Origin of the sequence: Streptomyces thermoviolaceus, from assembly GCF_045209695.1 — a bacterium.
In the GTDB taxonomy this organism is placed as follows: Bacteria; Actinomycetota; Actinomycetes; order Streptomycetales; family Streptomycetaceae; genus Streptomyces; species Streptomyces thermoviolaceus.
Map to the genome: position 1 here is coordinate 1,680,566 of NZ_CP109280.1, position 8,719 is coordinate 1,689,284.

The 8,719-nt window shown below is 72.5% G+C and carries 8 protein-coding genes and 1 riboswitch; of the genes, 5 read left to right on the forward strand and 3 right to left on the reverse strand.

Annotation, left to right across the window (positions count from 1 at the left end; translation table 11 throughout):
* Window positions 1-82 precede the first annotated feature (82 nt).
* The 3 genes from OG899_RS07290 to OG899_RS07300 form a co-directional block, all read right to left on the reverse strand.
* Window positions 83-838 (reverse strand): enhanced serine sensitivity protein SseB C-terminal domain-containing protein, encoded by a 756-nt coding sequence (locus OG899_RS07290; protein ID WP_125496250.1) that lies wholly within the window; start codon window positions 836-838, stop codon window positions 83-85.
* A gap of 175 nt (window positions 839-1,013) precedes the next feature.
* On the reverse strand, window positions 1,014-1,799 hold the full coding sequence (locus tag OG899_RS07295; protein WP_125496225.1) for an enhanced serine sensitivity protein SseB: 786 nt from the start codon (window positions 1,797-1,799) through the stop codon (window positions 1,014-1,016).
* Window positions 1,800-1,838: 39 nt separating this feature from the next.
* Window positions 1,839-2,540: an AAA family ATPase gene (locus tag OG899_RS07300; protein ID WP_125496226.1), complete on the reverse strand. Its 702-nt coding sequence runs from the start codon at window positions 2,538-2,540 to the stop codon at window positions 1,839-1,841.
* A 172-nt stretch (window positions 2,541-2,712) separates the two neighbouring features.
* Window positions 2,713-2,824: riboswitch (glycine riboswitch) on the forward strand.
* A 162-nt stretch (window positions 2,825-2,986) separates the two neighbouring features.
* On the opposite strand from OG899_RS07300, the gene gcvT reads away from it, so the two are divergent.
* The 5 genes from gcvT to OG899_RS07325 all read left to right on the forward strand — a co-directional run bounded on the left by gcvT (window position 2,987) and on the right by OG899_RS07325 (window position 8,652).
* Window positions 2,987-4,114 carry a glycine cleavage system aminomethyltransferase GcvT gene (gene gcvT, locus OG899_RS07305; protein ID WP_125496227.1) on the forward strand — a complete coding sequence of 376 codons (1,128 nt, stop codon included), beginning with the start codon at window positions 2,987-2,989 and terminating at the stop codon, window positions 4,112-4,114.
* Window positions 4,115-4,227: 113 nt separating this feature from the next.
* Window positions 4,228-4,608: a glycine cleavage system protein GcvH gene (gene gcvH / locus OG899_RS07310; RefSeq protein ID WP_125496228.1), complete on the forward strand. Its 381-nt coding sequence runs from the start codon at window positions 4,228-4,230 to the stop codon at window positions 4,606-4,608.
* A gap of 14 nt (window positions 4,609-4,622) precedes the next feature.
* Window positions 4,623-5,891: a serine hydroxymethyltransferase gene (gene glyA / locus OG899_RS07315; RefSeq protein ID WP_125496229.1), complete on the forward strand. Its 1,269-nt coding sequence runs from the start codon at window positions 4,623-4,625 to the stop codon at window positions 5,889-5,891.
* A 99-nt stretch (window positions 5,892-5,990) separates the two neighbouring features.
* Window positions 5,991-7,358 (forward strand): L-serine ammonia-lyase, encoded by a 1,368-nt coding sequence (locus OG899_RS07320; RefSeq protein WP_125496230.1) that lies wholly within the window; start codon window positions 5,991-5,993, stop codon window positions 7,356-7,358.
* Between the two features lie 127 nt (window positions 7,359-7,485).
* Entirely contained in the window at window positions 7,486-8,652 is a 1,167-nt protein-coding gene (locus OG899_RS07325) for a serine/threonine-protein kinase (RefSeq protein ID WP_168131296.1), read from the forward strand.
* Window positions 8,653-8,719 lie beyond the last annotated feature (67 nt).

Consider the following 8,719-nt stretch of genomic DNA (forward strand, 5'->3'; position numbering starts at 1 on the left):
AGCTGCGCGCGTAGACCCGCGTCGCGTCAACTGCCCCCAGTGCGGGGCGAGTCGGGAGATATGGGCGGTCGTCGCTGTGCGCTCAGTACGCGGCGCCGGCCGGCGGGTAGCCGTAGCCGCCCGGCTGGTTCGGCGCGGCACCGGCGTGCGCCTGGCGGTCGTAGAACGGGCGGGCGTTGGCCCGCAGCCACATCGCGACCGGGTCGTAGTCGTCGGCCATCGCCACGGTGGACACCGGCAGTCCGTCGGGCAGGGCGCTCATGCAGGGCTGCATCATCGTCCGCACCGCCTCGACGGAAGGCTGCGAGGAGTCGTACAGGTCCAGGCCGATGGCCAGGTAGGGCGCGCCGATCGCAGGCTGCACCCAGGCCCGGCGCAGCGAACGGACCACCGGGGTGCGGTGCGCGTGCTGCGCGAGCAGGGCGTAGAAGTGCGACAGGTCCATGACCGGCTCCGACAGGCGCAGCGGACCGGCGGGCTGACGGTCCAGGCCGGTGGCGATACGGCGCAGATCCAGCCACGGGATGCCGACTCCGCCGCCCGGGGCGTGCGGATTGAGCCACAGCCCGTAGTGGCCGGGGTAGAGGACGCGGGCCGCGTCGAGTCCGTCGACCACCTCGTAGGAACGGTTCCAGCCGCTGGCCGACAGTTCCTGGGGCGAGGTGACGCAGGGGGCGTAGCCGTGGCCGTCGACCTCCATGCGCGCCCACTGGGCGTCGGGCGACCCGGCCTGCCCCTGCCACAGCAGCATCCAGACCTGGCCGGATGCGGGCGTGGCGAGGGCGCGCAGCAGCGCCTCGTAGGCGTCGTAGCGCCCGGGGGTCACCTGGCGCAGCATCTGCTCCACGTGCCCGGTCGCGGTGCCGCTTGCGCTGGCGCTCACTTGTACCGCCCCTCCATGCTCCAAGGTCTCGACCGAGCCGTGCGTCCAGCTTAGGCCCTGTTCGGACCGGCTCTGACTTCCCGTCGTGCTCGCGGGCCCGCCGGCAGGTGCGCCGGCGGGCGGTGGGTCGTCACCGGTCGTTCTGGTAGAACGGCCGGATCGTGTCCCTCATCCAGGTGGCGACCGGGTCGTCGGTCACGTCCAGCAGGACCAGGCTGACCGGCCACGCGACCGGGGCCTTGGCCAGGGCGCGGCCGAGGGCCTCCAGGGGCAGGGCCCGCAGATCGCCCTCCCACTGGGAGAGTTCGACGCCTATGTACAGCTGCGGGTCGTCCGTCTCGACAGCGGCCAGGCAGCGGCGGGCGGTGCGCACCACGCCGATGCCGTCGAACTCGGCGCCGGCGGCGGACAGGAAGTCCACCGGGTCGTCCTGCCAGTCGGGTTCGAAGAGGCGGACCCGGCCGCCGGTCCCGGGGCCGTCGAGTTCGGTGCGGTCCGCCCGGCACAGCTCGGCCACCGCCGCCGGGGGCAGCGGGATGCCGACCACGCCGTCGGGGTTGATCAGGATGCCGGCCTGCGGGGGCAGGCCGCGGGCGAACTCCACCGCGGGCGCGACCGCGAAGGACATGTGGGAGCCGGCGACCTGGCGGAACTGCTCCTCGGAGCTGAAGACGGGCACATACGCCTGACCGTCGATCTCCAGCGTGGGCAGATCGAGCGGGACGCTGTCGGGGCCGCCGCCGTTGGGCAGCGGCACCCACAGACTGCTGCGGGCGAGCACCTCGACGATCCGGCCGGCGGCCGACGGCACGCCCAGGGACGCGGACAGCACTTCCTCGAGCTCGTTGCCGGGCCAGCCGCCGTGCGGCTGCGGGTGCGCCTGTGCCGGGAAGTCCGGGAAGTCCGGGTAAGCCATCTCCACCGCCTGCTCAACAACTTTGCTGTGATCGAAAGGCTATCGGGTGATGCGACCGTGGCCGCCGGTGAACCCGATCCGCCGCAGTCCGTCCGCGCTGTGGCGGTCCAGGACGGTCACCGAACCGCAGCCCGCCGGCGGCTCGCCCGCCGCCACACCCCGCAGCAGCCGGGCGGTGGCACGGCGGTGGCGGCCGAAGGCGTAGCGGGACACCCCGCGGCCGCGCCGGCGCTGTCCGTCCAGGGCCTGCTCGGGGCTGACGTCCAGCACGATCAGGTGGAGCAGGGCGCCTCTGCGGCGGGCGGCCCGGCTCAGCCAGGCACGGACCCAGGACTGGGTGCCGCAGTCGTGCACGACGATCCCCTCCCCGGTGCGCAGGGCGCGACGCAGGCCCGCGTAGTGGGCGAGCCGGACCAGGGGGCGGTAGACGGCGTAGGGCAGGCGGCCGGCCAGGCGGGCGTCCCAGCGCTCCCGGGTGTCCTGGGAGTCGATCACCGGTCCGCGCACCGTGCGGCGCATCAGCGTGGACTTGCCGGCGCCGGGCAGGCCGGTGACCACCACCACGTCGCGCGGCCCGAACAGCAGGGCGCGGGGCCCGCGGCCGTCCCGGTCCCGCAGGTCGCGGACGACCGGTGCGGGGTGCCCGGCGCGCTCGCGGGCCGCGGGGCGGGGGACCACGGGAAGGGCCAGGCAGTGCGCGCGGCCCGTCGCGTACGCCGGCACGGTCCTGTTCGAGCTCATCGTCCCTCCCCTGGGCGGTGGGGGTCACCTGCCCATCGCGCGTAAAGAGAAGGTAATGGCGCGATGCTCACCGTCCCGTGCGCGTTCTGCCACAGCCCGGTCACAAAAGGGGGCGCTGCCACGATGCGGCCGGTCGTGCAATGATGTGCGCGCCAATTGCATACCGGCCGCTTGAATCCGCGCGGGAGAGTTCCCGGGAGCACGTCACCCGCACGTGTGCCCGGGGCGCCGAAGGAGCAAGTCCCTCCCTTGAATCTCTCAGGCACCGTTACCGCGCGGGCGAGGCACATCTGAAAAGCGGGCCGCTGCCGCAGTGGCTCCACCCAAGGTGCAAGCCGTGACGTCCGCCCGACGGCGGTCATGGCGAACCTCTCAGGTTCCGATGACAGATGGGGAGGACACCGATCCGTCCCGTCCTCGTCCCTCATGCCTGGGAGACCACCCCGATGAGCAGTTCCGACGCCCGTCCGCTCCGCCGTACCGCGCTGGACGCGGTGCACCGCTCGCTCGGTGCGACGATGACCGACTTCGCCGGCTGGGACATGCCGCTGCGCTACGGCTCCGAGCGCGAGGAGCACCTGGCCGTGCGGACGAAGGCCGGCCTGTTCGACCTGTCCCACATGGGCGAGATCACCGTGACCGGCCCGCAGGCCGCCGCCCTGCTGAACCACGCCCTGGTCGGCAACATCGCCTCGATCGCGGTCGGCCGCGCCCGCTACACCATGATCTGCCGGGCCGACGGCGGCATCCTGGACGACCTGATCGTCTACCGGACCGCCGAGACCGCCTTCCTGGTCGTCGCCAACGCCGCCAACGCCCAGGTGGTGCTGGACGCGCTGACCGAGCGGGCGGCCGGCTTCGACGCCGAGGTCCGCGACGACCGCGACGCCTACGCGCTGATCGCGATCCAGGGGCCCGCCTCCCCGGCCGTCCTCGCCTCCCTCACCGACGCCGACCTGGACGGCCTGAAGTACTACGCCGGGCTGCCCGGCACCGTCGCCGGTGTGCCCGCCCTGATCGCCCGCACCGGCTACACCGGCGAGGACGGCTTCGAGCTGTTCGTCGCGCCCGAGCACGCGGTGCGGCTGTGGCAGGCGCTGAGCGAGGCGGGCGAGAGCGCCGGCGTCGTCCCGTGCGGGCTGGCCTGCCGTGACACGCTGCGCCTGGAGGCCGGCATGCCGCTGTACGGGCACGAGCTGACCACCGAGCTGACCCCGTTCGACGCGGGGCTCGGCCGGGTGGTCAAGTTCGACAAGGAGGGCGACTTCGTCGGGCGCGAGGCGCTGCTGGCCGCCGCCGAGCGCGCCGAGAAGAACCCGCCGCGGGTCCTGGTCGGCCTGGTCGCCGAGGGCCGCCGGGTGCCGCGCGCCGGGTACCCGGTGGTCGCGGGCGGCGAGGTGATCGGCCAGGTGACCTCCGGTGCCCCCTCCCCCACCCTGGGCAAGCCGATCGCCATGGCGTACGTCGACGCCGCGTACGCCGCCCCGGGCACGCCGGGCGTCGGCGTGGACATCCGCGGCAGCCACGAGCCGTACCAGGTCGTGGCGCTGCCGTTCTACAAGCGGCAGAAGTAGCCGTCGGGCGCGCGTCGCCGCAGGCCCGGCGCGCGCGCCCGCCCCGCCGCCCGCCGGCGGCTCCCCTCAGCCCCTGTCATCAGCACGTGACCCGGTACAGGAGAATTCACACCATGAGCAACCCCCAGCACCTGCGGTACAGCAAGGAGCACGAGTGGCTGTCGCCCGCCGACGCGGACGGCGTCGCCACGGTCGGCATCACCGAGTTCGCGGCGAACGCGCTCGGCGACGTGGTCTACGCCCAGCTCCCCGACGTCGGCTCCACCGTGACCGCGGGCGAGACCTGCGGCGAGCTGGAGTCGACCAAGTCCGTCTCCGACCTGTACTCGCCGGTCACCGGTGAGGTCACCGAGATCAACCAGGACGTCGTCGACGACCCGTCGCTGGTGAACTCCGCCCCCTTCGAGGACGGCTGGCTGTTCAAGGTGCGGGTCGCCGAGGAGCCCACGGACCTGCTGACCGCCGACGAGTACACGGCCCAGAACGAGGGCTGAGGAGCGATCCCGGCATGACTGCCCTCAACACCCCGCTGCACGAGCTCGACCCGGAGATCGCCGCGGCCCTCGACGCGGAGCTGGTCCGCCAGCAGTCCACGCTGGAGATGATCGCCTCGGAGAACTTCGCGCCGCTCGCGGTGATGGAGGCCCAGGGCTCGGTCCTGACCAACAAGTACGCCGAGGGCTACCCGGGCCGCCGCTACTACGGCGGCTGCGAGCACGTCGACGTCGCCGAGCAGATCGCGATCGACCGGGTCAAGGACCTGTTCGGCGCCGCGTACGCCAACGTGCAGCCGCACTCCGGCGCCTCCGCCAACCAGGCGGCCCTGTTCGCCCTCGCCCAGCCCGGGGACACCGTCCTCGGCCTGGACCTGGCGCACGGCGGCCACCTCACCCACGGCATGCGCCTGAACTTCTCCGGCAAGCAGTTCCACGTGGTCGCCTACCACGTGGACGCCGCCACCGGCCTGGTCGACATGGCCGAGGTGGAGCGGCTCGCCAAGGAGCACCGCCCGAAGGTGATCATCGCCGGCTGGTCGGCGTACCCGCGGCAGCTGGACTTCGCCGCCTTCCGCCGGATCGCCGACGAGGTCGGCGCCTTCCTGTGGGTCGACATGGCCCACTTCGCCGGCCTGGTCGCGGCAGGCCTGCACCCCAACCCGGTGCCGTACGCGGACGTGGTGACCTCCACGACGCACAAGACCCTCGGCGGCCCGCGCGGCGGGATCATCCTGTCCCGCAGCACGGACTTCGCGAAGAAGCTGAACTCCTCGGTCTTCCCCGGTTTCCAGGGCGGCCCGCTGGAGCACGTGATCGCGGCGAAGGCGGTGGCCTTCAAGGTCGCGGCGTCCGAGGAGTTCGAGGAGCGCCAGCGCCGTACAGTGGAGGGCGCGAGGATCCTCGCCGAGCGCCTGACGGCCCCGGACGCCCGCGAGGCCGGCATCGCCGTGCTGACCGGCGGCACGGACGTGCACCTGGTCCTGGTGGACCTGCGCGCGTCCGCGCTGGACGGCCGGCAGGCCGAGGACCGGCTGCACGAGGTCGGCATCACCGTCAACCGCAACGCGGTCCCGAACGACCCGCGGCCCCCGATGGTGACCTCGGGTCTGCGGATCGGCACGCCCGCCCTGGCCACCCGCGGCTTCACGGCCGAGGACTTCGCCGAGGTCGCGGACGTGATCGCCGAGACGCTGAAGCCGTCCTACGACGCCGAGGCCCTCGCGGCCCGGGTGCGGGCCCTGGCCGACAAGCACCCGCTGTACCCGGGTCTGAACAAGTAAGTCATCTCTCCGGGCGCCGCGCACACCCTCCGGACACCCCGGTGTGTGCGCGGCGCACCGGCCGCCCCGCGCGGGCGTCTTCCCGTACAAGGAGTCACCGTGGCCATCTCGGTCTTCGACCTGTTCTCGATCGGCATCGGGCCGTCGAGCTCCCACACGGTCGGTCCGATGCGCGCGGCACGCATGTTCGCCCGCCGCCTGGACAAGGAGGGCCTGCTGTCCTCGGTGCACTCCGTCCGGGCCGAGCTGTACGGCTCGCTCGGGGCGACCGGCCACGGCCACGGCACCCCCAAGGCGGTGCTGCTCGGCCTGGAGGGCGCCTCCCCGCGCACCGTCGACGTGGAGCGGGCCGACGCCCGCGTGGAGGAGATCAAGAGCTCCGGCCGTCTGACCCTGCTGGGCGAGCGGGAGATCGGTTTCTCCTTCGACGACGACCTGGTGCTGCACCGCCGCAAGGCGCTCCCCTACCACGCCAACGGCATGTCCCTGTGGGCGTACGACGCCTCGGGCGACGAGCTGCTGGCCAAGACGTACTACTCGGTCGGCGGCGGCTTCGTCGTGGACGAGGAGGCGGTCGGCGCGGACCGGATCAAGCTGGACGACACCGTGCTGAAGTACCCCTTCCGCACCGGTGACGAGCTGCTGCGCCTGACCCGGGAGACGGGCCTGTCGATCTCCGCGCTGATGCTGGAGAACGAGCGGGCCTGGCGCACCGAGGAGGAGATCCGGGCCGGCCTGCTCGAGGTCTGGCAGGTGATGCGCGCATGCGTGCGGCGGGGCATGACCCGCGAGGGCATCCTGCCGGGCGGCCTGAAGGTCCGCCGCCGGGCCGCCGTCACCGCCCGCCAGCTGCGCGCCGAGGGCGACCCCGCCGCCCGCGCCATGGAGTGGATCACCCTGTACGCGATGGCGGTGAACGAGGAGAACGCGGCCGGCGGCCGGGTGGTGACCGCCCCCACCAACGGCGCGGCCGGCATCATCCCCGCCGTCCTGCACTACTACATCAACTTCGTCCCCGGCGCGGACGAGGACGGGGTGATCCGCTTCCTGCTCGCCGCCGGCGCCATCGGCATGCTGTTCAAGGAGAACGCCTCCATCTCCGGCGCCGAGGTGGGCTGCCAGGGCGAGGTCGGCTCCGCCTGCTCGATGGCGGCGGGCGCGCTCGCCGAGGTGCTGGGCGGCACACCGGAGCAGGTGGAGAACGCCGCCGAGATCGGCATGGAGCACAACCTGGGCCTGACCTGCGACCCGGTGGGCGGCCTGGTGCAGATCCCGTGCATCGAGCGCAACGGCATGGCCGCGGTCAAGGCCGTCACGGCCGCCCGCATGGCCCTGCGCGGCGACGGCTCCCACAAGGTCTCCCTGGACAAGGTCATCAAGACGATGAAGGAGACCGGCGCGGACATGTCGGTGAAGTACAAGGAGACGGCGCGGGGCGGACTCGCGGTGAACATCATCGAGTGCTGAGAGAACGCGTGCGTCCGGAAGGCCGAACACGCCGTAGGGTCACCCACTGGTATGACACTCGTACGACCACGATCAGTAAGTAGGCTGTAGCGGTCGCACAGTCGTTGCGGAAGTCTCGGGGGGTGTGGTGCACGGCGCGACTTCGCCGCTGCGAATCGGCCCGTATCTCGTCGAGCGGCGGCTCGGCGCCGGTGGAATGGGGGAGGTGTACCTCGCCTACTCCGTCGCGGGTGAACCGGTCGCCGTCAAAGTGATCCGCCCCGACCGCACGGATCCGCACACGCGTGCCCGTTTCGAGCGCGAGGCGACCATCGCGCGTACGATCTCGGGAACGGGCCGTGTGGCCCGCTTCATCGACGCGGATCCTTTCGCCGAGCAGCCGTGGCTGGCCATGGACTACGTCCCCGGGCGCCCGCTGTCCGACGTCGTGAATGATCGAGGTCCACTGTCCGCGCCCCTCGTGGCGAGCCTCGGCGCCCTTCTGGCCGAGGGGCTCGCCGCCGTCCACTCGGCAGGTCTGGTACACCGTGACCTGAAGGCGCAGAACGTCATCCTCGGTGACTTCGGACCCGTGATCATCGACTTCGGCCTCGGCGCCTTCATCGGGGCGTCCAAGGGGTCGCTGACGCAAGCCGGCTCGGTCATCGGCACGGTGCGCTGCATGCCGCCCGAGCAGGCCATGGGCGAGCTGGACGTGACGCAGGCCGCCGATGTGTACGGCCTGGGCACCGTACTTCTGTACGCCGCGACCGGGCACTACCCGTACGACGGCGCCCGGTGGGAGGCTGTCGCAGCGCAGGTGGTCAACCCGGAGGTCGGCCCTGATCTGTCCGGGCTGCCCGATGAACTGGTGCCCGTCGTGACGACCATGCTGGCGCACAGGGCGGACGACCGGCCCTCCCTGGAGGAGGTGACCCGGCAGTGTGTCGATCTGCTCCGTCTGCTGGGAACGAGTCCGGCCCGTGCCCGGCGCGCTCTGATCCAGGAGACGACGGCGACGGACCATCCGACGATGGTGCTGCCTCAGCCTGATGCGCGGATGTTGGACCGGCTCGACTCGCTGGAGCGGCAGCTGCGCGCAGAGTCGGAAACTCCGGCGGAGAGCGTTCCTGCCCCCGCGCCGGGCCTGGAATCGGCTGCGGGCGCGGCGTCCGGGCACGAGCCGGGGTCCAGGAGGAAAAGCCCGGACAAGCCCGCACCCCGGGGGGGCCGTCCTCCCGCTTCCCGCAGGGTCGCCGAGGAGCTGCGCGAGCGCTACGCGGCCAAGCCGACGCTCGCCTGGTCGAAGCGCTGATCCGCTCCCCCGTCCGCCAGCGACGGGGGCCTGGCGTTGACCACCCCGCGCCCCATACGTGCACACA

Bases quoted from the DNA above. Each gene is read 5' to 3' on its own strand.
- OG899_RS07300 (WP_125496226.1), bottom strand. From the start codon at position 2,540: ATGAGCTCGAACAGGACCGTGCCGGCGTACGCGACGGGCCGCGCGCAC.
- OG899_RS07295 (WP_125496225.1), bottom strand. From the start codon at position 1,799: ATGGCTTACCCGGACTTCCCGGACTTCCCGGCACAGGCGCACCCGCAG.
- gcvT (WP_125496227.1), top strand. From the start codon at position 2,987: ATGAGCAGTTCCGACGCCCGTCCGCTCCGCCGTACCGCGCTGGACGCG.
- glyA (WP_125496229.1), top strand. From the start codon at position 4,623: ATGACTGCCCTCAACACCCCGCTGCACGAGCTCGACCCGGAGATCGCC.
- gcvH (WP_125496228.1), top strand. From the start codon at position 4,228: ATGAGCAACCCCCAGCACCTGCGGTACAGCAAGGAGCACGAGTGGCTG.
- OG899_RS07290 (WP_125496250.1), bottom strand. From the start codon at position 838: ATGCTGCGCCAGGTGACCCCCGGGCGCTACGACGCCTACGAGGCGCTG.